This window comes from uncultured Psychrobacter sp., from assembly GCF_947500265.1.
Classification (GTDB): domain Bacteria; phylum Pseudomonadota; class Gammaproteobacteria; order Pseudomonadales; family Moraxellaceae; genus Psychrobacter.
The window spans coordinates 39,639-64,154 of sequence record NZ_CANMRN010000003.1; the positions used below are offsets into that span (position 1 = coordinate 39,639).

General features: G+C 41.6%; 17 protein-coding genes. 6 read left to right on the plus strand and 11 right to left on the minus strand.

The annotated features are described in order from the left end of the window. Positions 1–331 precede the first annotated feature (331 nt). From rpsB to Q0788_RS05155, 9 genes are all read right to left on the minus strand, one after another. Positions 332–1,123 carry a 30S ribosomal protein S2 gene (gene rpsB, locus Q0788_RS05115; RefSeq protein ID WP_057758431.1) on the minus strand — a complete coding sequence of 264 codons (792 nt, stop codon included), beginning with the start codon at positions 1,121–1,123 and terminating at the stop codon, positions 332–334. Positions 1,124–1,588: 465 nt separating this feature from the next. Continuing rightward, positions 1,589–2,038: a chemotaxis protein CheX gene (locus tag Q0788_RS05120; protein WP_057758429.1), complete on the minus strand. Its 450-nt coding sequence runs from the start codon at positions 2,036–2,038 to the stop codon at positions 1,589–1,591. Between the two features lie 35 nt (positions 2,039–2,073). Continuing rightward, positions 2,074–2,523, minus strand: a complete 450-nt coding sequence (locus Q0788_RS05125; RefSeq protein ID WP_057758427.1) for a chemotaxis protein CheX — start codon at positions 2,521–2,523, stop codon at positions 2,074–2,076. A 30-nt stretch (positions 2,524–2,553) separates the two neighbouring features. Further along, complete coding sequence (locus Q0788_RS05130) at positions 2,554–2,916, minus strand: response regulator (protein WP_057758425.1); 363 nt, start codon at positions 2,914–2,916, stop codon at positions 2,554–2,556. Between the two features lie 61 nt (positions 2,917–2,977). Continuing rightward, complete coding sequence (locus Q0788_RS05135; protein WP_298808424.1) at positions 2,978–5,161, minus strand: ATP-binding protein; 2,184 nt, start codon at positions 5,159–5,161, stop codon at positions 2,978–2,980. An 82-nt stretch (positions 5,162–5,243) separates the two neighbouring features. Further along, positions 5,244–6,107: an ABC transporter substrate-binding protein gene (locus tag Q0788_RS05140; RefSeq protein ID WP_298808427.1), complete on the minus strand. Its 864-nt coding sequence runs from the start codon at positions 6,105–6,107 to the stop codon at positions 5,244–5,246. A gap of 355 nt (positions 6,108–6,462) precedes the next feature. Beyond that, complete coding sequence (locus Q0788_RS05145; RefSeq protein ID WP_191114724.1) at positions 6,463–7,722, minus strand: multidrug effflux MFS transporter; 1,260 nt, start codon at positions 7,720–7,722, stop codon at positions 6,463–6,465. 355 nt (positions 7,723–8,077) lie between these two features. Then, positions 8,078–8,890: a crotonase/enoyl-CoA hydratase family protein gene (locus Q0788_RS05150; protein WP_114701169.1), complete on the minus strand. Its 813-nt coding sequence runs from the start codon at positions 8,888–8,890 to the stop codon at positions 8,078–8,080. A 223-nt stretch (positions 8,891–9,113) separates the two neighbouring features. Continuing rightward, positions 9,114–12,716 (minus strand): ATP-binding protein, encoded by a 3,603-nt coding sequence (locus Q0788_RS05155; protein WP_298808434.1) that lies wholly within the window; start codon positions 12,714–12,716, stop codon positions 9,114–9,116. A gap of 607 nt (positions 12,717–13,323) precedes the next feature. Between Q0788_RS05155 and cysM the strand changes: the two genes are divergently transcribed. The 6 genes from cysM to Q0788_RS05185 all read left to right on the plus strand — a co-directional run bounded on the left by cysM (position 13,324) and on the right by Q0788_RS05185 (position 21,569). Next, positions 13,324–14,280: a cysteine synthase CysM gene (cysM, locus tag Q0788_RS05160; RefSeq protein ID WP_298809018.1), complete on the plus strand. Its 957-nt coding sequence runs from the start codon at positions 13,324–13,326 to the stop codon at positions 14,278–14,280. 142 nt (positions 14,281–14,422) lie between these two features. Next, positions 14,423–15,247 carry a 3'-5' exonuclease gene (locus Q0788_RS05165; RefSeq protein WP_298808437.1) on the plus strand — a complete coding sequence of 275 codons (825 nt, stop codon included), beginning with the start codon at positions 14,423–14,425 and terminating at the stop codon, positions 15,245–15,247. 61 nt (positions 15,248–15,308) lie between these two features. Next, positions 15,309–16,880, plus strand: coding sequence for a 23S rRNA (uracil(1939)-C(5))-methyltransferase RlmD (gene rlmD / locus Q0788_RS05170; protein ID WP_298808440.1), 1,572 nt, complete (start codon positions 15,309–15,311; stop codon positions 16,878–16,880). Between the two features lie 423 nt (positions 16,881–17,303). Further along, positions 17,304–19,841: a bifunctional (p)ppGpp synthetase/guanosine-3',5'-bis(diphosphate) 3'-pyrophosphohydrolase gene (locus tag Q0788_RS05175; RefSeq protein ID WP_298808443.1), complete on the plus strand. Its 2,538-nt coding sequence runs from the start codon at positions 17,304–17,306 to the stop codon at positions 19,839–19,841. Positions 19,842–19,896: 55 nt separating this feature from the next. Beyond that, positions 19,897–20,838 (plus strand): bifunctional DNA-formamidopyrimidine glycosylase/DNA-(apurinic or apyrimidinic site) lyase, encoded by a 942-nt coding sequence (mutM, locus tag Q0788_RS05180; protein WP_298808445.1) that lies wholly within the window; start codon positions 19,897–19,899, stop codon positions 20,836–20,838. Between the two features lie 290 nt (positions 20,839–21,128). Beyond that, entirely contained in the window at positions 21,129–21,569 is a 441-nt protein-coding gene (locus Q0788_RS05185; protein ID WP_298808448.1) for a hypothetical protein, read from the plus strand. Between the two features lie 112 nt (positions 21,570–21,681). Here Q0788_RS05185 and mscL read toward each other — a convergent pair whose 3' ends face one another. After that, a complete protein-coding gene (mscL, locus tag Q0788_RS05190; protein ID WP_298808452.1) occupies positions 21,682–22,137 on the minus strand; it encodes a large conductance mechanosensitive channel protein MscL in 456 nt (151 codons plus the stop codon). Between the two features lie 280 nt (positions 22,138–22,417). After that, positions 22,418–24,268 (minus strand): translational GTPase TypA, encoded by a 1,851-nt coding sequence (typA, locus tag Q0788_RS05195; protein ID WP_057758402.1) that lies wholly within the window; start codon positions 24,266–24,268, stop codon positions 22,418–22,420. Positions 24,269–24,516: the final 248 nt, after the last annotated feature.

The following is a 24,516-nucleotide window of genomic DNA, read 5'->3' on the forward strand; positions in this document are numbered from 1 at the left end:
CTAAATGCTGTATTTCTATTCGATATCTTGGTATTACTTAAAATCTAGCAGACAGCTCGTCTTGAACGATTACTAATATAGCCATCAATGATGTCAAACAAATAACATCTGTACAATATAGCGATATGACCAGTAGGAGCGATAATACTCGCTCAATAGCTGCTCGCTCTACGAATGGCATATTAATAAGGCTTTATTCAATAACAAGGCATGACGAGTAAAACTACATCATGCCTATTATGAGCTTATACGCTGTTCAAAACATTATATGGATGCTGATAGATACACTATCAAGACATCCTTACAAAGTTAAACTTTTTAAGTCAGCTACTTATTCTGCTGGAGTTGCAGCAGCTTCTTCTGCAGCTGGCGCTTCTTCAGTTGCAGCAGGTGCTTGCTCAGCTTTACCACCAGCTTGAGTTTGTGCGTATTCTTTACCAGCGATGATAGCATCAGCCATAGAAGTTACGTACAAAGTCACAGCACGGATAGCATCATCGTTAGCTGGGATGATGTAGTCAACGTTGTCTGGGCTAGAGTTAGTATCAACGATACCGATAACTGGAATACCCAAGTTCTTGGCTTCTTTAATAGCGATAGCTTCGTGATCTACGTCTACTACGAAGATAGCGTCAGGTAGGCCGCCCATGTCTTTGATACCACCTAGTGAACGCTCAAGTTTTTCCATATCGCGAGTACGCTCTAGCGCTTCACGCTTAGTTAGCTTAGCGAAAGTACCGTCTTCTGCTTGCTTTTCTAGCTCTTTTAGACGGTTGATTGACTGACGTAGAGTTTTCCAGTTAGTCAACATACCACCTAACCAGCGATGGTCAACGTATGGCATACCAGCGCGAGCTGCTTGCTCACGTACGATACCGCTTGCAGCGCGTTTAGTACCAACAAATAATACTTTGTTTTTCTTAGCAGCTAGGCCGTTTACGTAAGTCAACGCTTCGTTGAACGCTTTTACGGTGTGCTCTAAGTTGATGATATGGATTTTGTTACGTGCACCAAAGATGTATGGACCCATTTTTGGGTTCCAAAAACGTGTTTGGTGACCAAAGTGAGCGCCTGCTTGTAGTAAGTCGCGCATTTCGATTTTGGTTGGATTCTTTGTAGCCATGAGAATATATCCTATTGGTTGGGTTATGCCTCCACATCACAAAAACAGCCTATTTAGCGACACGCATCTGCTACCGGTTAGTTTTCATTAGTAAAGCACTAACAGATCACAAATTAATCAAGTCGCCAAACACCCAGCAATTTTTTGCCATGATGTGTGTGTCATTGGTTGGTTTAAAAAAAGAAGCTATCGCTAGATTGAAGCAAATGCCCAAATCTAAACTATAAAGTGAATTATAAAAAATAGCTGCGCTGTATTTTATCACATAATGTCTTGGAATCTCCAGCAGTTTGTTTGTAGCGTATCAATAAGATAAAAACAAACTATGGCGATAATAAAACAAAAAAAAGCGACACATTTGCATCGCTTTTTTCATGATTATCTTTTTAATAGCTATTTTTCAAGCAAGGTTAATGCTGTCGCTCTTTTATAGTTATCACTCGTTTATAGAGCATTGACTATAACTTATGCAATGCAAATACCAATAACCGCCTTGTAACCACGCCACGTAAATGGTGTGATATAGCTTTGACGATCTTTAGGTAAATAAGACACGCTTGGTGCACTCTCTACAATGTGCGGCGGAGAGATAATAAACTCTGAACCAAACTCTGTACGAGCATTACCTGAGATTGTATTGGCCATTTCACCCAACAAATCTTTCATCATAGTGATTGAAGAGTCAGGCTCGCCCATCACTTTGATGACTTCTCGCAACATCACGCTTGGTGCACTGACATAGACGCAACCTTCTAAAGGCCCTGATATCTTGATGACACCACTATAATCAAAGCCAATCGCGCTTTTGTTGTTGTTCAAGTAAGGGGTATCAATTGACACTTCCGAGCCATCAATTTGCGCAAAAAACGCATTGATCGAGCTTAGAAATACACCCAATTTTTCTACTTTAACCATAATATATTAATATCCATCTGTATTACGTGGCAGCATTAGTCTTGCAAACAAACCACAATCTCGCCTACTTGAGAATGCCAAGTGATGGGGATGATAAAAGAACGCTCATCGTTCGGCAATACAATACTTTGCGGTGCACCTTTGAACACAAATGGTACAGAGATATGAAACTCTGAGCCAAACTCTTTGCGTGCATTGCCTGCAATTGTATTGGCCACTTCCCCAGCCAGATCTACATAGTTCTCTTCACTTTTATCGGTCTCGCCCATGCTGTCTAAGATTGAAGACAGCAAGTCACGCGTCGCCGAAAAATATACCACGCCTTTTTGGCCACCAGATATACCAATCACGCCCGTATAATCGTGGACTTTTGGCTGTTTGTTTTCTAGTAAGTAAGGGGTATCGGCAATAAGCTCTTCTCCCCCAAACTGGTCAAAATAATTACTAATAATACTTAAAAAAATCTGTAGCTTTTGCTCTTTCATAATGACATCTGCTTTGGTCGATGAATGGTATTAGTCTTGCATCAGCTCATACAAAGACTCTACAAGCTCCTCTTCTGAAAAAGGCTTGCACAAAAATCCGCTAGCACCTAACGACAATGCTTCAATGCCGGTGGCTTTATCCGATAACGCTGATACCACTAAAATGCGTACTTCAGGATCAATCGCGATGATTTTTTCAATACATTCTAGTCCATCCATTTGTGGCATGGTTAGATCCATGGTGATCACATCAGGACGATGGACATTGAACTTTTCGATGGCTTGAACACCGCTAGTCGCTGTCGCAACCAACATGAATTTTCCTGAATCGTATGCGCGCTGAATACGGTTTCTAATAATATTTGAATCATCAACAATCATTAACTTATGCATAACTTATCTACTACCTTTAATGAAGTGCTTGTCGTCCCTGACAATATAATTACTATTTTGATTAAGCTTTAGGTAAAGTAATGACAAACCGTGTCATCTGACCCAGCTCGCTATTTACGTTAAGCTTGCCATCATACTCTTTTACTTTTGCTTTAATGATATCAAGTCCAACACCGCGACCACCGTCTTCATCTGAGTGCTCTTTGGTAGAGAATCCAGAAGAGAACAGCTGTTTGAGCAAGTCACCTTTGCTAAGCTGATTTGCTTCTTCCGTACCGAAACTACCTTCTTGAATCAGTTTATTACGGATGCTGTCGTAGTTGATACCTTGTCCGTCGTCTTGAACAACCAGCATAAAGTTTGAACCGTTGTCTTGCACTTCCAAATCAATGGTCCCAACGTCAGTTTTGCCAGTAGTATGACGCACACTTGGCGACTCGATACCATGGACTACCGCATTACGCAGCAACTGAATACTGATTTCTTTGATTGGCTTTGCAAGATGTGCCGGAATGCTGGTTTGGGTTAGCGTCGTACTTTTTAGCTGTACTTGCTTGCCTTGTCTTGCAGCTATCTCTTTTGTAAATTCATTGTAAAAGGACAATAAATCGTCATCTGTTTCATTGTCTAAGTCGATATCTAGCCCACCATCGAAGTCAGCATTGCTAGCTGCATGGTCTGCTACTGGACTTTGGGTAGCAATTGGCGCTTGTACGGTTGACGACTTAGCTGCTGTCGGTGCTGAGCGGTTGATACGCTCACCCAACGTCGCAATCGTGTTCGATAAGCTGAGCAAATCATCCAAATGTACTGCCAATGGTAAGAAGTCATTACCAGACAACTGACCTTGGTTTTGTAATGCATGTAACTTGTCTTCAGCATCAGAAGCAATCTTCGTAAAGCTGTGTAGTTTTAGTGCTGATGCTTCACCTTTTAAGCTATGCATTTCACGATAAATAGCTTTTAATTTGCCTTCAAGCTCGTATTGTGAGCTACCAGGATTTTTCAAGATGTTATTCATCTTCTCGATATGCGCTTGGGTATTACCAATAAACTCATTAATAATCTTTGGGTTCACATTCAAGATAGTCGTTAACATCTCAATCTGCATATCGTTTTGCGAACGCTCTTTTTCTAGGCGCTGTTCTAAGTAGACTGCATCTGATACATCATTCACGTTGACCAAGATACGAGCAATGTCTTTATTGTCATAAACACGTGAGAATTTAAAATCTAAGAAGCGGTTATCAAGACTCTTATCGTCAGACAGGTTATGCAGCATGACCTTATTCAACGGGTTAAGTGAATCTACCAATTTTTCTTTAACGCGAGGGTTATAGAGCTGCTCAATGAATTGCTGTGTGGTCTTGAGGTCTTTATCAGAGATACGGCCACGCAAAACATTGGTAAAGTTTTCCCCTGCCAAACTATCAGAGCCGATGATATTGTTAAGCGCTCGAGAATGCTGTTGACCAATATTCAAGTCTTTATCCAGTAAGAAAAGACCCGTATTTACTGTTTCCATAATTTCTTGCGTTTCTTGGCGAGCGGCAAGTGCTTCAGCATCCGTCTCACGTAGACGACGTACAAAGAAGAATACGAAGATTAAGAAGTAGGTAAAGATAGCGGCAACACCAAGTACCTGAATAAGACGAATGGTAGTTGCTTGACGCTTTGTTTCTTCGTAAACTTCATTAGTCAGCTCATCAAGCGCATCGTTCATACTCAAGCTAGAAGTTTTTGCTTGTTCATATGCTAATGCCAACTCGTCTGAAGAATCTATCCGAATATCACCAGCACCTTCAAGGTAATTTGCAATTAGTGGTTTTAGCTCACTCCAATCTTGCTGTGCTCTTTCTAAGGCTGCCAATTCAGTTGATGTTTTAATACTTGGAATTTTATGAGCGTTTCCAGAAGCGTCAATGTACTCCGAACCTTCACGCATACTAGAAAGCAATTGATCAATACCTTGGGTATTATTGTCTAGTCTTTCTCTTACACGCTTCTGGTGAGGAGAATTAATATGTTCACCAATACTACCTTGTAAGTCGAACAAGTCTTTGATGATAGCTTGAGCATTATTAGCTGTTTTATTAGATATATTTACCAATGTGGTGTTGCGTTCAAGAACACTTGAAGTATAAAACGTAAATGCAAGCAGTATCCCAATCAATGCCAAGAAGGCAGCAATCGACAAGATCAAACCACGATAACGCGAGTTACCGTTTTGAGTTGATATAGTCATAGCATAGTCCTTTCAATGTATAGATAAATTTATATTTATGGTTGTTTAAAAATAATACGTTCCATAACTACTACGCTTAGGGTTACTGCAACATTTCCTGTTGCTGCAAAGATGCTTTTGTCAAATCTGTACCAAACCATTTAGTCGTTAACTTTGCGTAAGTACCGTCTTCTTTTAACCCTTTCAACCCTGTATTCACTTTTTTCAGCAGGTCAGGCTGAGCTTTATCTACTAGAAATACTTTGCGAGCACCGTCCGCTCTAATGCTTTCATAGTCAAAGTATTGTGGCTGCAGATTGGGTAGATCATTCAATGTATAACGGAGTACACCAGAATCATCTACGACAGCATCAACTTTATCTTGTGCCATCGCTTCTACCGCTGCAAATGTAGTCGGATATTGCTCTAAAGAACCTAATTTATATTTACCTTGTGCGAAGTATTCATAAGGTTCTGAACTGGTCAATACACCTACTCTTAAAGTACCTAAATCATCTAATGACTTAATATTTAACGACTCGTCTAAATATACAAGGCTAGTAGGAAGAGGCGCATAAGCATCTGAAAGCAGATATTTGCTAGCACGCTCGCTACTGTAAGTAAGACCTGCTGCTACCATGTCTCGACTTTTATTGTCCAAGTTATCAAACAACCCTTCCCAAGGATCATTATAAACTTCAACTTTAAAACCTTGATTTTCACCAATATATTGCATCAGTTCTATATCGAAGCCTGTTACATTTCCATATTCATCTTTAAATTCATAAGGAGCATAATTAGCTTCAGTACCGACCTTAATAACTGGAGCCGTATCAGGCAAATTACTTACAAAGCTATCTGTGTTTTCCTTTACTGGTGTGCTTACACTTTCTTGAGTAGCAGAATTACCGCAGCCGAAGAGGCCAATACTCAACAGAATCGGTAACGCTCGATATAACTGCATCATAATCTATCCTTGAAACTTCACGTTGTTTTACATTTTAATGAATGACAATCTAGCAAGGTTAAGCAATGTCTATACATATTCACTTACAGAAAGTTACGATAGATAGTACTTGCCTAATTCTATGATTGCAATATTTATGTTTGGCTATCATCTACTAGCAGTTATATATAGCAAATTATGCATATGTTTCTGAACCACATATACTCGTTTATAATCAATAAACTCCATTATATAAAACGTCTATAAAATTTAATTTTGCTCTGAAGAAAAATAAATAAAGCGCACAAAAAAGCACTCATACGCTGTAAACGTATCAGTGCTTTTAAAATACAGCTAACTTAAAATCGAGACGCTCTTACTCTGCATCGTCCAAATTTAGATTACGATCAATCTTCCAAATCAGGAAAGAACCGAAACTCATTAGTGAGAACAGGGCAATACCAACTTTGAGAACTGGGTTGACTGGAAACAAGTTCAATAACAAGCCACCAAAGATACCGACTGAAAACATTAGCGAACCTTGTAGTGCACTTGCCATACCAGCACGGCGTTTCTGAAAAGCGAGCGCAATTGCAGAAGCATTGGGCTGGGTCAGACCCAATCCTGCTATACAAAAGAAAATACAAGCCAGCACCAGTGGCAACCAAGCATCCGTCCCTAAAAGCAAGCCAATCACGAATAGCAAACCCGCAGAGATAACCTGCATCATCGCCCCAAATCGCAAAATACTTAGTATTCGAAAGCGATTGGTAAGCCATTGGTTTAACTGAGTCAAACCTACAAAACCTGCCGCATTCATTCCGAACAACCAAGCGAAATGTGTCGCTGAGACGCCATAAGTATCCATAATTAGCTCAGAAGCCGAGCTGATATAGACAAACATCGCTCCCATTAACAATCCACCACCAATTGCTGGATAGTTAAAAGTCGGGTCTTTTAATAAATCCCAATATTGACTGAGCACTTCTCTTGCAGGACGTACGTTGCGATTTTCTTCGGTCAAAGTTTCAAAAAAGAAAAACTTAGTAAGTAACAAATTAAGAGCGCCAAATGCAGCTAAAAACCAAAAGATAGAATGCCAATCAAAAAACTGTAAGAATAGCGCGCCAAGCGATGGTGCCAATATGGGTGCTAAGCCCATCACTAAAATCATGATGGAAAAAGCTTTTGCCGTTTGTTTGGCAGTGAGGCGATCTCGAATCGCAGCACGAGTAACTACTGCACCGACGCACGCGCCCAATGCTTGTAGGGTCCGGCCTGCAAACAGTACATACTCATTATCAGTGGTCGCACAAAGGATAGAAGCGATAACATACAGCGTCATACCTATATATAAGGGTTTGACACGGCCGACACGGTCACTGAAGGGTCCGTAAAATAGCTGCCCAAATACCAAGCCCAAAAAATATGCAGGAACAGAGTTGGCCATAAAAGCCGTTGAAACACCGAAATCATCGGCCATCGATGGTAATGCTGGCAGATACATATCAATTGATAATGGACCTACCGCAACCATCAGCCCAAGCATCATAATCCATGCAACAGGCAAATCAGCAGAGCGCACTCGCTCAGAAGCGATAGGTTTGTTTGGAAGGGAAGGTTTTGAAGCAGACATATTTAGACCGTTTTATATAGTGGCTATTATTTTTAATATTTTATTTTTCGACGTTTAATTGCTTGCACGTGTTGTTAGGTAGGCTTTCGTCATTTTACTGGCTTATCCAGTAATTAAAATAGATACCTTTAACAACAATAGTGCATCTTTACCCACATCGGTGCAAGCAGACAATGCTATATCGTGCTATCTGCTTGCATTTCAATGGCTATAAGATAATGGCGAAACAACCGCTAACAATTAAAAATCGTCAAAATAATTATCAAAATATGTCTGGTATTCTTAAGTAGCAACCTCTTCTATTAAAGCGAGTCAAATAAAAAACAGAACTAGCAAAGTTGCTAGTAGAAAAAATTTAGCGGAATTGGCGTTTGCCAAATAAGGTGCTGGCCTGCTTTGCTTTTCTGAGGGCAAGCTTACGATTGCGACCAAGCATCATTTTAAGCTGCCATGCTTTCTCTTTATATAAAGTCTTAGCAGGTTGATCATACATTGCATTTATCACGCGTTTGCTTGCTAGCACCGCATCAGGAGAGCGCTCTGCGAATTCGGCAGCAAGCTTTTGTGCTTGTTCAAGAGGTGCTTCACTACAATGGCTAATCAAGCCTAACTCTTTGCCTTTGTTAGCATCGATGATACGGGCGCTCATGGCGAGCTCTTTTAGAGTATCTTCTCGTAGGACCCCAAATGCCGATTGAGTCAGTCCCATGTCTGGCACTAACCCCCATTTAGCTTCCATAATAGATAACTGACAATCAGGATGGCTGATACGTACGTCACAAGCCAACGCCAACTGTAGTCCAGCGCCGATACAATACCCTTCCAATACGGCTATGACGGGTACTGGCAGATCACGCCATACCAAGCATACTCGTTGGAACGCACTTTGCCATGGTTTAATCAATTCCCAAAGCGCAAATGCTGTATTCTTTGGATGATTTAAGTCTCCTAAATCAATACCTGCACAAAACGTTCCCTCTGCCCCATTTAGAATGACTGCTCGTATGGTTCTGTCTTTGCTAATACGACCTGCCAGCTTAATCAGCTCATTGATTACCTGAAAACTCATGGCATTTTTTTTATGTGGACGATTTAAGGTAACCGTCAGTATGTTGTCTGTAATACTAACTTGTAAGGTCTCATACTGGTAACTTGCAATCGCGTTCATAACAATCCTTATTAATGAATAAAATAAATATGGTGCTGATATTCACAATATTAGCAGGCTTGTCTTTGTTGTACCGTAGTAATAACTGACTGCCACGATACTATGGTCAATTTCATATACAGCAGATATAGAGTGTCTAGTTGATAGCGACTAGCAAATTTAACGAGGTTACTTATCGATCTCTGAACCTGAATGATTCTGACCTTATTACCTCATCTTCAACTTATATCATTTTCCACGTCATGTCATTTTCGCTTAAGCGATGATAATTAAGCTGCGGATAAGATGATAAATCTACCTTTTGCAGGTTGTCTAGCGCCGTTAATAATGCCTCATAATAAGGCTCAATCATTGCAAATTGCACAGGTGTCGTATGCTGTACATTCAGCAGACACTTATCTTCCAAGTCTTGGCTAGCCTGACGCAATTGCGGTACACCTGTATATCGACTACCGCCCAATATACGATGGGCAATTTGTGCCAGCATATTGCGGTCATGCGCTTCCCATGCCTGAATGAGTGCCTGTTTTTCATCATTGATAGTATCGATCATCATAATAATAAGCTTGGCCGCCAATTCAGGTTTATTCGCTGAACGTGTGAGCGCATCTTGCCAATCTAAAATGTTTGAGGTATCACTTTTGCTTATATTGTTGTTACTAAGGTCATTATTGATTTGCTCGTGTAAAGTCGTATTATCGTGAGCTGTTCTATCTTGAAAGCTTTGGTCTTGAGGGCTTTTATCTTGAGAGTTATCGATAGACTTTGTTGGTGGTTTTAATAGTGGCGATTGACCTTGTTTTTGTAGACGTAAGCTTTCATAGCGCGGCTGAATATCACGCGCAGTATCTCGTCTATAGCCTTCACGAGGCTGACTATCGCGCAGATAGTCATCACGGATTTTTTTCAGGGATAGTGGACGGGTAATTTTCGGCTCGCTACTGACAGAAGTACTATTACGATCTACCCCGTCTCCTCTTATTATTGGATAAGTAGCGGTTGAGTCATCTGAAGACATATCTGAACTGGCTTGAGTCTCTTGCCCATTTACATTGTTAGAGAGTAAGTCGTTCGATAAATCATTGTCATTGATTGAGTAACCGCGCAGCGAATCAATAGTAGTTAGCTCAGCCTCAACACTTTGTAAACTATCACCCTGTAAATCTGGATGCTGTAAGCCAAAGTTTTGCAAATCTGTATCGGGCAATGCGGTCAATTGTGGTGTGGTACTCTTACGACCAAGCCATTTCTGTAGCACTTGCAATAACTGCGGTTGGCTAATAGGTTTGCCGACATAGTCATTGATACCGCTAGCTATAAGTTTGTCACGTTCATCTGCTAACCCGTGAGCTGTCAGAGCGATAATAGGGATACGACTATCCGCATTTTCGATATTTCGAATCTGCTTAGCCGCCTCATGACCTGACATACGCGGCATTTGAATATCCATAAATATCAAATCAATATTGTCTTTGTCTTTGTCTTTGTCTTGCGTAGCCGCTTTATCGTCAGCGCTCGTGTCCTCATGATAGAACGCGCTATTTGTTTTCTTGTTTATCTCATCACGTGTTTCTGCTTTAGAAAGTTGCGTTTTATTCGATAGGCTTTGCTTATCGCTCTTAGCAGTTTTGATGTTTTTGGTTTGTTGTTTACTGATAATCTCAATAGCATCAAACCCACTGCTCGCAGTAACTACCTGAATCCCTAGCTCGCTCAATAGAGCATCAAGCACTAGTAAATTGGGCAAATGGTCATCAACTGCCAGTACCGTGACCCCTTTCCAGCGTGGTTCCTGCAGGCTTTGCGGCGTACTACGGCTTTGAGTATCGAGCATTGCATATAGCTGTCTTTTGTCTAATGGTTCATACAGTATGTTGGCATGATAGCGGTTGAGTAGCGCTTGATCGGCAGCCACTTGATAGCCAAACACAGCAAGCTTACCTTGATAATGCAGACGAATTTGCTTAAGAAGCGCCATCATATCGTCTTGCGTATCATCATCAACGATGACCCAATCCCAATAGTTACCATGCTCTTTTAATGACTCTAGCACACCCGGTAATGAGTTAGCTTGAGTCAACTTAATTGGTAAATACTGCAAGCTGGCTTTGAGTACTTGTATCGAAGCGGTATGATTGATCCAAACCAGTACATTAAATTCATCGGTCTCGCTTGCCAGTGGCGCTAATACTGGTAATTCGATCGTCTGCCCTGTGGCTGCTTCTAGCACGTCGACATGGGCTGGCATGCGAAACCAAAACGTCGCACCTTGGTTGGCAATATTCTCTTGAGCGTTATCATGAAACCCAATATCACCGCCCATCAAGCGCGTTAACTGTTTGGAGATGACCAGACCCAACCCTGTACCACCATACTGACGCGTGATTGATGGATCGCCTTGGCTAAAGCTTTGGAACAGCATTTTTTGATCTGCAAGAGAAATACCTTTTCCGCTATCTTGCACGCTAATCATCAGATAATTGTCACGGTGGTCATCTAAGCTCACACGCACCACCACATCACCACTATCCGTAAATTTAATGGCATTACCAACGATATTGGTCAATACTTGCTTAAGACGTAACGCATCGCCGTTGATGCGCATCGGCACATCATTGTAAAACAGTACTGCCATGCGTAAACCCTTCTCCGCAGAGACAGGAGATAGCATATCGACCACATCGTAAATGGTGTCATAAAGATCAAATTCATGACGATCCAGTACTAGCTTACCTGCCTCAATTTTAGAAAAATCTAAGACATCATTTACCAAAGCGAGCAAGTGTGCTGAGGACTTACGTATAGTCTGTACATACAAGTCCTGCTCAGGATTGAGCTCACCATGGCGTGCCAGCAAGTTAATGAAACCATCGATACTGTTCAATGGTGTGCGCAGTTCATGACTGATATTGGCTAAAAATGCAGACTTTGCTTGGCTGGTTGAAATCGCTGCATCGCGTGCATTTCGAATAGAAATGTTTTGCATCTCCATCTCATCAAATGCCAACCGTAAATCATCCTCAGTTTGCTCGGCATGGTCTTTGAGCTCTTGAAAGCTTCTATGTAAGCGGCGCAATGTTCTGACTAGATCTTGCTGTAATAAATTCAGCTCACCATCTGACTCAACGGGTACAGGTTGGTATAAATTATCAACATGGGTACGTTGCAACTGCAAACGCAGCTCATAAATGGGGGCAATCCAACGTTTCGAATAGATATTTAAACTCAGTAGTAGAATCAGGATAGTAAATAAACCGGTAATCACTAACGCCATCGCAATACGGTAGCGTGCAATATAGAGCGGCTCATTATCCATATCGACGAGCAACCACAATGTCTGCCCTTCAAACTCTCCTAACACACTGCCATACGCCGTACCTACAGGCGTTGGACGTTGTGACAAAAAGCTTGCGGAATCACTGATCAATGGCCATTCTTCATTGAGACCATAACCGACTGTTGCCAGTATTTGATTACCTTCATTAATAATAGCAATACGCTGTACATGCTGCTCGGACTGCATACGTCCGAGCTTATCTTGGATACCTTCTAGCGTCGTCATTGCCGCTTGCTGGGTCCTCTCTGCACTACTCCCTACTTGCTGGCGCTCTTGTTCTAGCAGCTCAGGAATCAGTTCAGCTATGACTGGTGTATAGCGAATAAGTACCGCTTCGGCCAATACTTCTTGCTCCGAGTCGCTCGCACGCATGGTTTCGTGAAATACCAAGATGCCGCCTACTGCTGCCAACACACAGATAGGCAAAAACACCAGTATGATCAGCTGACCATAAGCACTACTGGTATCGAAACGTTTTTTATATGCCATGCTAGGTCTACTCTCTACTAAGGTTCTTGCCGTGAATTTTTGTGATAACGTCAGTATTCGTGATACTTGTAGCGTGTCGTATTAGAACATCTGGGTAAGGCGCTACTCTTAATGAAGCTATTAATCGTTAATAAATTAACTGATTTTGACGGGCCAACTACTATACAGCTCAAGATTATCTTAACAGGATTCTATAAGTTCTGGTTAAGCATTCCATATGATGAACAACGTTATAATTAGAGTACCAACTACTCTATGTCAAAGAAAAAACGGCTTTAAGCGAACAGTCCTATTTTTGCAACCCTCAACGTAACATTGACATTGACCTAATACAGTGACTATTAATCCTTGATGCGATAAGCGCAGCTGAAAACAAAATGATATAATAAAGCCACTTTTTATTTACCACAATATATCGCTCATAGTCATAACATATGAGAGCGCACTCTAATGCCTTTCGTTTTTAGCTCGCTTATCACCGTAAACCTATAACCCAAGCGACTGTCTAAAATTATGATCAAACAATAAAAACAGCGCTTCCATCAAAAACAAGCCATTAAAAACATATTTAAAAAATAGAAAAGGATACTTTATGTCCACTACGGCCATGTCAAATGCTAACTTTATTACTCAAATCACTACCCTCGCTGATTGCGTTGGTCAAACGCCGCTGGTAAAACTTCAACGCCTGCCTGAGCAAGAGCACATTGCCAATGGTGCTACAGTATTAGCTAAGCTTGAAGGCAATAATCCAGCGGGCTCTGTAAAGGATCGTCCTGCTTTTAATATGATTTATCAAGCAGAACAGCGCGGTGATATCAAGCCTGGTGATATGTTGATTGAAGCCACTAGTGGCAATACTGGTATTGCATTAGCCATGGTCGCTGCGATGCGTGGCTACCCGATAACGTTGCTCATGCCAACCAACTCTACCCAAGAACGTAAAGATGCCATGATTGCTTATGGCGCAACGCTGATTGAAGTAGACGAAGGTATGGAAGCTGCGCGTGATTTGGCATTACAGATGCAAGCAGATGGCAAAGGGGTTGTATTGGATCAGTTTAATAATCCTGACAATAGCCAAGCACATTACCTGACTACAGGCCCTGAGCTGTGGGCACAGACAGAAGGTAAAATTACGCATTTTATTAGCTCAATGGGCACGACAGGTACGATTACCGGTGTGTCACGTTATTTAAAAGAGCAAAATTCAGACGTCAAAATCATTGGCCTACAGCCTGACGAAGAAGCTTCGATTGCTGGTATTCGCCGTTGGCCAGCGGCTTATATGCCAGGTATTTTTGATGCAGACTTGATTGATGAAGTGATGGATATCGATCAGCGTATTGCCGAAGTCTATATGCGTAAATTGGCGAAGACTGAAGGTATCTTTGCTGGAGTATCTTCGGGCGCAGCTGCGTGGGCAGCGACCCAAGTGGCAAAAGCAAATCCTAATGCTGTTATTGCTTTTATTGTCTGCGATCGTGGCGATCGTTATTTATCAACGGGTTTATATAACGTTGACGATAGTAATACGGATAACAGCAGCGCAGAAGTTAATTAATGCATAAGAAATGCCATTTAGTATCGTTAATTTGAAAGAAGTGCAAAGCGGCCAAGTGCAGATGCAATACTTCAAGCAAGGTTAGCGCTGTCATTCTTTTATAATGAATTAACTATCAGCTCATAAATAGTCAGGATTATCTATGTCACAAGCGCTACCATCCGACCCTATATTGGTTTTTGATATCGAGACTGTCGCCGATGTCGATGCAGCACGCCGTATCTATCCGCAATTGGCCGATCTTAACGATGCGGATGCGTTAAGTGCGCTGACAGCGATACGTACACAAGAGGCAGGGCATGATTTCATGCGCTTGCCACTACAGCGCATCGTCTGTATCTCAGCTCTGTATATCAAGGATGGGAAGTTATCGCTATTTTCTTTGACTGCCGATAAATTTAGTGAAAAAGAAATCCTAGCCAAATTCTTTAGAGCATTTAACGACATTGAGACACTGCCGCAACTTATTAGCTGGAATGGCTCAGGCTTTGACATACCTGTACTGATATATCGTGCCATGCAATATGATTTGTCAGCACCATGGCTGTTCGAAGAAGGCGAGCGTATTAAAAACATGCGCTTTGATAACTATGTTAATCGTTTTCATACACGTCATCTAGACTTGATGGATCGGTTTAGCCAGTATGGTGCTAGTCGCCGCGAAGCCATGGATATCGTCGCAAGTCTGTACGGATTACCCGGTAAAACTAACGTGGATGGCAGCATGGTTGGCGCGCTTGTTAGTAGCGGTGACTGGCAGACCCTATCTATATACTGTGAGTCTGATGTTATGAATACTTGGCTTATTTATTTACGCTGGTTACGTCTAACAGGACAGTTGTCTTCACAAGATTTTGATGCTTGGCAGCAGCAGAGCTATGACTATCTGGCAAAGTACACCCAAGCTGACGGTATTCCGCGACATCAAGAGTTTATCGCTGACTGGTCATCGGCACCCGAATTATAGAATTCGCATTATTAGTAGTTTTTATTCCCCTCTTCTAGTTATTTATTATTAAGGCAGGTTTATGCAACCCACCGATTCAAAAACATCTACAGCATCTGATATGGCAGCGCAAAACAGTAACGCTCAAGCGAATGAAGCTCAAACAAACGACACCCAAACGATTGTCATTCCGCCGAGTAAGAAAAAATCGAAGCCATCGTCAAAGACACGTCGTCGTCTAAAAGATGCAGAGCCAATTCCATTTAATATTGATGGCTTATCACATGATGGTCGCGGTGTTGCTGTTTATGGTAATGGTTTTGACGTTGCTGAAGGTCATGCTGAAGACAAGCACGGCAAAAAAATATTTGTTAGCTTTGCTCTACCAGGTGAAAGCGCTTTAGTAAAAATAACCAACAGCCGTGCTAGCTTTGAAGAAGGCGATGCCATTAGTATCACTGCCAACCCAAACCCTGAACGTGCATTACCACCCTGCCCGCACTTCGGTACTTGCGGCGGTTGCAACTTGCAGCACTGGCAGCCAGATGGACAAATAAACTTTAAACAGTCGGTACTGGCTGAAATGCTAATGCACCAAGCCAACGCGGAGCCTGACAATTGGCTCCCTCCTGTGGTCGGCGATCGTCTTGGTTATCGTACCAAAGCACGTTTGGGCGTGCGCTATGTCGTCAAAAAAGAAACCGCGCTTGTCGGCTTCCGCGAGCGTTCAAGTAACTTCTTGGCAGAGCTAAATGAATGTCATATCTTGGATCCGCGTATTGGGTTTGAGATTGAAAACCTAAAAACTCTTATTAGCACTTTAGAAAGCCGTGACAAGATTGCTCAGCTTGAGCTTGCAATGGGTGAGCAACTGCCAGAACTACCTGATGGCAATCAGCCAGTTGCGCTCATCGTACGTAATTTAGAACCGTTGTCAGACGCTGATATAGACAAACTAAAAGTATTTTTTGCAGCGCGTAATTGGCAGCTATATTTGCAGTCGAAAGGCGTTGATAGCATCCAACGTATTGCGTTGACAGACGCTGATGATTTGAGCGAGCAATTTGGTCGTTTATATTATCAATTGCCAGAGTATGATCTGACTTTTGAATTTATCCCTACTGACTTTACTCAAGTAAATTTATCTGTGAACCGTCAGATGACCAAGCTTGCCTGTGACTTGTTGGACTTAAAAGCAGGTGAACGCGTATTAGACTTATTCAGTGGTTTGGGTAACTTTAGTTTGCCACTAGCGCGCCTCGTTGGCGAGACAGGCTCAGTAGTCGGTGTCGAAGGCAGTGAAGCCATGACTGAACGTGCTGCTGACAATGCCCGTCGCAACGGTATCAACAATACTGAGTTTTATAGTCAAGATTTGACTCAAGACTGTACTGATAAGCCATGGGCCAACCAAGGCTTTGATGCACTGTTGATTGATCCGCCGCGCTCTGGTGCTTGGGAGATTATGCAATATTTACCAAAATTTAATGCTGAGCGCATTGTTTATGTCTCTTGTAATCCAGCGACCCTTGCTCGTGATACAAAAGCATTGTTAGAACAAGGCTATCGTCTGACTCATGCTGGCGTAATGGATATGTTCTGCCATACGGGCCATGTTGAATCTATCGCTCGCTTTGAAAAAGTAGCGGTTTAACATTGTTAATCTTCAAAAATGATTAATAGTTAATAACAACTGATAGTTGAACCTAATTAAAGAGACAATTAAGCGTTATTAAAATTATCTAAGATAACTCAAAGCTTTGATAAGTTTGTGCTAATAAATAGCCATTATTTGGCGTAATTGTCCACAGCCGTACAGAGGCTCGCTTGATTTGTCACTTTAAAATGAGATAATAGTAAACAATCTTCCTATGTTTTTGATGATGTTTCCAATCGCTACATAGTAAGCATTTGCACTCATAGCTTTATATATTTTACGCGCATTTTATAGCTGCTAAAAATAAAATTTTTAGCAGTTGTATTGGTTTATAGCTGACACTTTATGGATCGTTAATTCAGAGTGTGTGCATAGTAGATGAGGTTATAATCAATTCAAAATAGCTAAGAGGAGTCGGCTATGGTAAAAATTCGTGAAGGATTACCGCTGGTGGATGGACAGACCACGCAGGCCGATAGTGCAACACTTGCGGCGCAACTGGTGGCGAGCCAACGCTCTCACCAGTCAGCCAATAGCTATGCCCAAATTCCCCTCGACATCAAATACCAGTTGGCAACCCACAAGCTACATACTACTTTTGATCGCTCAGCTGCACACACTTATCATTTGCATGACCCTCACACTGAAGACGAGTATTTGGATGATACCAATGCGCTATCAAACAAAGAGCTTGAGGCGGTCGACTTGGATCAAGCCAACATTGACGTACCTACTTGGCTAGATAATGTGGCCAAACGTATTGGACAAGAGTCAGTACCCAACCTAAGTGCAGCTTGCGAGTTTATTCGCAGTCATATGAATACCAGTGAATCTGAGCGTTCAGGCGCTTATGTTACTGGTATCGGTATGACCGATATTCTGACCTATCTTTATCAAGATGAAGACGCATTGGTCGCGGCCATGCTGTATCGCAGTGCGCGCAAATCTATCATTAGTCTCGCTGAAGTGGAAAAACACTTTGGTCCAGATATTTTGACGCTCGTCAAAGACACTCTTGCAATGGGTAAGCTGTCGGAGATTATTGAGAGTAACAAGCGCTTAGAAGACCATTTCGTCAATAATCAACGTGATCAGCTATCAAATATTTATAGCATGCTCATCTCTGTTACTAACGATGTGCGCGTGGTACTGATAAAACTGGCTGAACGTACTTTCGCCATGCGTGAGTTGACGTTTTCTAGGCCAGAGCGTCAAACTCGTGTCGCGCGTGAGGTCATGACTATTTATGCGCCATTAGCCCATCGTTTAGGTATTGCGCAGCTAAAATGGGAGCTCGAAGATTTAGCTTTCCGTTATCTTGCGCCTGATCGCTATAAAGAAATTGCCAAGCTGCTGTCAGAAAAACGTAGCGAACGTGAGTCCTATATTCAGCGCGTACAAGACAAATTGAATGAATCATTAGCAGACGCCAGTATCGAAGGCGAGGTATCTGGGCGCGTCAAACATATCTACTCTATTTATCGAAAAATGAAGCTCAAAGGCTTATCTTTCGATCAGCTTTATGACATTCGTGCCTTGCGCGTCTTGGTCAATAGCCCTTCTGACTGTTATCACGTTTTAGGCCTAGTACATGGCTTATGGCGTTATATTCCTGAGCAGTTTGATGACTATATTACTAACCCTAAGTCCAATGGCTATCGCTCGCTACATACGGCTGTAATCGCGGAAAACAAGTCACTAGAAGTCCAAATTCGTACTCATGAAATGCATTTTGAGGCCGAGCTTGGCATGTGTGCACACGTTAATTACAAAGAAGGACTAAAGAACAAGAAAGACAATTATCTGAATCAAAGAATCAGCTCATTGCGCCAATTATTATCCATCAATAATGAGACACGTAATCAACCACGCTCAGCTATGGTAGCGGGCGAAGAGATAGATGATATTGAGTTTGATGAAGAAGAGCAACTCGTTGATTTTGATGAGCTAGAACGTATTTATATCTTTAGTCGTGATGGCGACATTACCGAACTACCAAAAGGCGCGACCGTTCTTGATTTTGCCTACTATGTGCATACTCAAGTTGGCAACCGTGCGCAGGCAGCCCGCGTCAATCAGCGTTATGTGCCACTGACCTATCAGTTGAAAACAGGTGAGCAAGTTGAGATTATCACTAAGGCGTCGCGTGAGCCCAATCGTGATTGGTTGGTAGCATCACTAGGTTATATCCATACTAATCGGGCCCGTTCAAAACTGCGCCAGTGGTTTAATAAGCAAGACCGTGATAAGAATATTGAAATAGGTCGCCAAATGCTTAGCAAAGAGCTTGAGCGCCTATCTGTTCATCCTAATAGTATTGATCTGAACGACTATATTCAGCATTTTCATGTCAATACGACCGACGATATTATTGTAGGGCTGGTGACAGGTGATATTGGCCTGAATCAGTTGACCAGTCATATCTCTCGTCAGCTACACCTTGAACCTGAGATACCCCCAGAGAGCTTTGTACCGCATGTAGATAACAGAGATACAGGTAAGCTCGACGCGTATAAAATCCATATCGATGGCTTGGATAATATCGAAATCAATTTGGCAGGTTGTTGCCACCCTGTGCATGGCGAACCGATTGCTGGTTACATCACTTTATCGCGTGGCGTCAGTGTGCATAATCGAGGCTGCCCAGAATACTTACGTCTGGTCGAGCGTGACCCTGAGCGTAAGATAGAAGCCGCTTGGCAAGTGCAGACGGGTCGTTATCAGCCCGTTGATATTCATGTCGAAGCATATGACAGGCGCGGTTTGCTACGTGATTTGACACAGATAATTGATAAAGAAAACGTCAATATTCGCCAAGTTCAAACGTTAAGCAATGACGACAATATTGCTTTTTTAAAGTTCCATATCGAAGTCTCAGGCTTAGCGCATTTGTCTAAGTTGCTCGCAAAATTAGAGCAGCAACATGGTATTTTGCACGCGCGCCGTGCAGTCGTGTAAATAAAACCTTAAGTCAGTCGTTGTTTATTCCACAATAGAGTTGTTAAAAAATACTATGCCTGAATTACCTGAAGTAGAAACCACTAAAGCCAGTCTTGCTCCATTGTTAGGCCAACAGGTAGTTGATGTTAAAGTATTTCAGCCAAAGCTGCGATGGATGATGCCAGATAACTTGGACGAGCTGGTTAATTACACATTAGAGAGTGTCGAGCGCCGAGCAAAGTATCTGATTCTTAATTTTCTGCCAGCAGCTGCACAAAATAACGCTCCCATGTCAGCCAGTAAAGTTGAACCACGTCAGCTTCTTATCCACTTAGGAATGTCAGGTAGCTTACAGCAACATAGCTATGGTACTGATAAGCGTAAACATGATCATCTAGTCGTCGTTTTTAATGATAATGCTAACAAAAAGTCTCAGCTACACTACTATGATCCTAGACGTTTTGGTTCAGTACTATGGCATGAAGATTACGGCAATAAACTACTAGATCATCTAGGTCCTGAGCCACTTTCAAAAGATTTTACCGCAGACTATTTATACAGTTTAATCCAGCGTATTGATTTATCTAGCCAAGATAGCAATGGGTTATCGTCAAATAATACTAAAACGAATAAGCGACTAAAACCCATCTCCCGAGCGATTAAATCTGTCATCATGGAACAAGAAGTTGTGGTCGGTGTTGGCAATATTTATGCGACTGAAAGTCTGTACTTGTCCGGCATCCACCCTGCTACACCAGCCAATCAAATTTCACATGATCAGATTATTACCTTGGTTAATCATATTAAAGAAATTTTAAAGAAAGCGATAAAGCTGGGCGGTTCGACACTACGAGATTTCACAGTAGCAAGTGGTCAGACTGGTTACTTTCAGCAAACTCTAAATGTGTATGGTAGACAAGGAGAAAGCTGTCTACATTGCAGCACGACGCTAGAAAACATTAAGCTTACTGGCAGAGCCAGTGTTTATTGTCCAAATTGTCAGCCGTTAAAATAGCTAATAAATGATATCCGATTACTTGTGCTGCGTTTGGATTAAATGAAGATAATATTTAGATACAGTATCTACTTTTGAAAGTATCAAATATTGCCAAAGCTATAGTTAGATTATTCTCATTTTTGTTGCTTATTAGCGCACATCTTGCTTTAATAGTGCTAGCGCTTACATAAATAGTGCGTATCATTTATTTTTCTGTAATATTTAGCCTAACTATTGTTGCCGCAAGATTCCTGTGTGAAGATAGCAGCAGCCATTAATCATACTACTATGAGTTTCAGGATATCGTTATGACTGTTAAAGCAAGAACCCAACGCACAGTTAAGCAGAGATTTTTTACTGCATTAGCAACTTTAGGATTGGTAGCTGCGACTATTCAGCCTACTTTTGCAGCTATAGAAATTGATGAAACTGATTTCGGGCCTTCGTACGAAACGATGGTAGTCGATACGATTGTTGGTAAACCACTTCAACTCGTGAATGCGGTAGCTGGTACGGCAGCTTATATCGTAAGCCTGCCCTTCTCACTTATTGGTGGTAATGCAGATCAAGCACAGCAGAAACTGTTCGTTGAACCTTGGGATGCGATGGGACGCTGTTTAGGCTGTACAGTTGCAGAAGACAACTATTACAAATCTCAAGTCGTTGATAATAACGTGGTACGTATCGTTGTCGATCAACCATCAGAAATTCTAATTAATACCAATGACTATGTAGTGGTCACTCCGTAACAATTTGCTTTTAGTAGGCACATCAAATAGTTCACAAAAAATGACTATGACTATTTCATAGCAAAAAGGCTAACGAGAAGTTAGCCTTTTTTATTGTCAACGAGTTGATAATTTATTTCGTAATACTAGTATTACTTAATTTGGCACTGATTTCGCGCAGCAACTTCACTTCTTCTGATGGCTCTTCTACTGCTTCTTCAATAACCTCCTCTACCTCTTCAGCACGGCGCATTTTATTGACACCTCTAACCATCATAAAGATGATGAAAGCTAAGATTAGGAAGTTAATAAGTACGGTAATAAAACTACCGTAAGCCAATACAGGTACACCTGCTTCTTTGAGCGCATCATAAGTCATAGCAAGACCGTCAGGTGTATCGCCTAAAACTAAGAACATGTTCTCAAAATTAATCTCGCCGCCAAAAATAAAAGCGACAATCGGCATAATAATATCATCTACTAAAGATTTTGTGATGGTAGCAAAAGCCCCGCCGATGATGACACCGACTGCCAAATCCATTACATTACCCTTGACAGCGAACTCTTTGAACTCTGAAACCATACTCATTGTTTTTTCCTCAAAATTTATCTATAAGCAAATAGATATTTATATAATAAGTGTCACATCTAGCTTTCATGTTAATAATTGAATACATTAATGCCACTATTCATTCTGTCTGTATTTTTCCAAGATTACAACACAAAAAAAAGCAGTATAAAGTGAACCACTAATAGTTCACCTTATACTGCTCATTTTTGAATCACTCAGTGCCCGTAGAAACTACTGACACTAAGTGTTCGCGTCAAACATCAATATTATGAATTACTAAGTAACTCACTGATTGATATTAAGCACCTTTCTTACCACGGCCATGACGCTTACGCTCACTTTCAGTCAAGTAGCGCTTACGAATACGTACCGCTTTTGGCGTTACTTCGACTAGCTCATCGTCTTGAATAAATTCAAGCGCTTGCTCAAGAGTGAACTTCACTGCTGGCGTCAACGTCAATGCTTCGTCAGTACCACTAGCACGTACGTTGGTTAACTGTTTAGCAGTCGTTGGGTTAACAGTCATATCATCGTTACGAGAGTTAAGACCAACAATCATGCCTTCATAAACTTCAAGCTGTGGTTCAGCAAACAACTTACCACGTTTCTGTAGGTTAAATAGAGCAAAACCTAGACAAGTACCATTTGCCATAGAAACCAATACGCCGTTAGAACGACCACCAACATCACCGATCTTCTGTGGACCGTAATGTGAGAAGCTCGAGGTCATGATACCACTACCTGAAGTAAGGGTTAGGAACTCAGAACGGAAACCGATTAAGCCACGCGCTGGTATGGTTGCCTCGATACGCATACGGCCTTTACCGTCCAGCTCCATGTTAGTCATCTCGCCTTTGCGTAGACCAACTTGCTCCATGATAGAACCTTGATGCTCTTCTTCGATATCGAAGACAACGTTTTCATACGGCTCTTGTAGCTTACCATCAACTTCTTTAACGATAACTTCTGGACCAGAAACACCTAGCTCAAAACCTTCACGGCGCATGTTTTCGATAAGTACTGATAAATGAAGCTCACCACGGCCTGATACTTTGAATTTATCAGGAGACTCAGTGTCTTCTACACGCAATGCTACGTTATGAATCAATTCACGCTCAAGACGCTCACGAATGTTACGTGAAGTCACAAACTTACCTTCACGACCAGCAAATGGTGAATTATTTACTTGGAAGTTCATAGATACTGTAGGTTGATCTACCGTTAGTGCTGGTAATGCTTCAACGTTGTTAGGATCACAAATAGTATCAGAAATGTTTAGTGCATCGATACCTGTGATACAAACGATATCACCTGCTTGTGCATCTTCAACGTCAATACGATCAAGACCATGGTAACCCATGATTTTTAGAATACGGCCGTTACGCGTCTTACCATGCTTATCAATAACAGTCACTGGCGTGTTAAGTTTAACTTTACCACGTTGAATACGACCAATACCGATTACACCAACAAAGCTGTTGTAGTCAAGGCTTGAGATTTGCATACGGAACGGAGCGTCAGCATCAACCTGTGGAGGCTGAACAACGTCAACGATAGTTTTGAACAATGGGGTCATGTCGTCAGCTAGATCATCTGCTTCTAGACCTGCGATACCGTTCAATGCTGAAGCATAAACAACTGGGAAATCAAGCTGCTCATCGTTTGCACCTAGGTTATCAAACAAATCAAAGATTTGATCCATTACCCAATCAGGACGTGAGCCAGGACGGTCGATTTTGTTGATAACAACGATCGGCTTTAGACCTTGTTCGAATGCTTTTTGCGTCACAAAACGAGTCTGAGGCATTGGGCCATCAACAGCGTCAACAACCAAAAGTACGCAGTCAACCATAGACATTACACGCTCAACTTCACCACCGAAATCGGCGTGACCTGGAGTATCTACAATGTTGATACGGTATTCGGTTTCTGAAGTTTTATCTGTCCAGCGGATAGCTGTGTTTTTAGCCAAAATGGTAATACCACGTTCTTGCTCAATATCACCTGAGTCCATTGCACGCTCAGCAATGTTTGCACGGTCGCCAAAAGTACCAGACTGATGTAATAACTTATCAACCAAAGTTGTCTTACCGTGGTCAACGTGGGCAATAATTGCAATGTTACGCAGGTGTTTGATATCGTTCGCCATATAAAATGCTCGTTTCGTCTTAAAAAAATGCAGTAGCAGTAAGCGCTGCTGAATAAACTTTCATCATCAATCAGATAGATATTGAATCTAAGATGACGCAAAAAAGAATGCTATCAAATAAAAAAGTTCAATACAATCAAATATCTATACTGACGAATTCATCATACAGATTGCTATGCTAATGTACATACTGTTAATTTACAGAATGTTTGGGTGGCTAGTATAACATTATTGATTCATAAATTTAT

Bases quoted from the DNA above. Each gene is read 5' to 3' on its own strand.
- rpsB (WP_057758431.1), bottom strand. From the start codon at position 1,123: ATGGCTACAAAGAATCCAACCAAAATCGAAATGCGCGACTTACTACAA.
- Q0788_RS05120 (WP_057758429.1), bottom strand. From the start codon at position 2,038: ATGGTTAAAGTAGAAAAATTGGGTGTATTTCTAAGCTCGATCAATGCG.
- Q0788_RS05125 (WP_057758427.1), bottom strand. From the start codon at position 2,523: ATGAAAGAGCAAAAGCTACAGATTTTTTTAAGTATTATTAGTAATTAT.
- Q0788_RS05130 (WP_057758425.1), bottom strand. From the start codon at position 2,916: ATGCATAAGTTAATGATTGTTGATGATTCAAATATTATTAGAAACCGT.
- Q0788_RS05135 (WP_298808424.1), bottom strand. From the start codon at position 5,161: ATGACTATATCAACTCAAAACGGTAACTCGCGTTATCGTGGTTTGATC.
- Q0788_RS05140 (WP_298808427.1), bottom strand. From the start codon at position 6,107: ATGATGCAGTTATATCGAGCGTTACCGATTCTGTTGAGTATTGGCCTC.
- Q0788_RS05145 (WP_191114724.1), bottom strand. From the start codon at position 7,722: ATGTCTGCTTCAAAACCTTCCCTTCCAAACAAACCTATCGCTTCTGAG.
- Q0788_RS05150 (WP_114701169.1), bottom strand. From the start codon at position 8,890: ATGAACGCGATTGCAAGTTACCAGTATGAGACCTTACAAGTTAGTATT.
- Q0788_RS05155 (WP_298808434.1), bottom strand. From the start codon at position 12,716: ATGGCATATAAAAAACGTTTCGATACCAGTAGTGCTTATGGTCAGCTG.
- cysM (WP_298809018.1), top strand. From the start codon at position 13,324: ATGTCAAATGCTAACTTTATTACTCAAATCACTACCCTCGCTGATTGC.
- Q0788_RS05165 (WP_298808437.1), top strand. From the start codon at position 14,423: ATGTCACAAGCGCTACCATCCGACCCTATATTGGTTTTTGATATCGAG.
- rlmD (WP_298808440.1), top strand. From the start codon at position 15,309: ATGCAACCCACCGATTCAAAAACATCTACAGCATCTGATATGGCAGCG.
- Q0788_RS05175 (WP_298808443.1), top strand. From the start codon at position 17,304: ATGGTAAAAATTCGTGAAGGATTACCGCTGGTGGATGGACAGACCACG.
- mutM (WP_298808445.1), top strand. From the start codon at position 19,897: ATGCCTGAATTACCTGAAGTAGAAACCACTAAAGCCAGTCTTGCTCCA.
- Q0788_RS05185 (WP_298808448.1), top strand. From the start codon at position 21,129: ATGACTGTTAAAGCAAGAACCCAACGCACAGTTAAGCAGAGATTTTTT.
- mscL (WP_298808452.1), bottom strand. From the start codon at position 22,137: ATGAGTATGGTTTCAGAGTTCAAAGAGTTCGCTGTCAAGGGTAATGTA.
- typA (WP_057758402.1), bottom strand. From the start codon at position 24,268: ATGGCGAACGATATCAAACACCTGCGTAACATTGCAATTATTGCCCAC.